General features: G+C 67.9%; 1 protein-coding gene. It reads left to right on the top strand.

Annotated elements, in window-relative coordinates; genetic code table 11:
- On the top strand, positions 1 to 408 hold a 408-nt coding region (locus tag D9V41_RS16570; RefSeq protein WP_208006918.1), incomplete at both ends, for a F0F1 ATP synthase subunit delta.

The raw sequence follows: 408 nt of genomic DNA, 5'->3' as shown, positions 1-408 counted from the left end.
TGACCGACCCGTCGACGGCGACCGAGGCGAAGCAGGCCCTCGTCCGGTCGATATTCGGCGGCAAGGTCTCGTCTGACACCGAGAAGGTGCTCGACGCGGCCGTTGCCGGACGGTGGGCCGCTGGCCGCGACTTCACCGACGGCTTGGAGCAGGCCGGTATCGTGGCCTATGTGCGAGCCGCTGAAAATGCTGGAATCGCAGAGCGGTTCGAGAACGAGCTGTTCGAGGCCGGCCAGGTCGTCATCGACGACATGGGCCTGCGCCGGGCGGTCAGCGACAAGGCGGCGCCCGCGTCGCTGAAGAAGCAGCTGCTCACGGAGGTCTTCGGCGGCAAGGTGACCGACGAGACGCTCGCCGTCCTGCAGCAGGCATCCGTGGGCCGCACGGGCTCCTTTGAGAAGGTGCTCC

The organism is Aeromicrobium phragmitis, from assembly GCF_003674095.1.
Taxonomy (GTDB): Bacteria; Actinomycetota; Actinomycetes; order Propionibacteriales; family Nocardioidaceae; genus Aeromicrobium; species Aeromicrobium phragmitis.
This window is presented reverse-complemented; position numbering and strand designations above follow the sequence as displayed.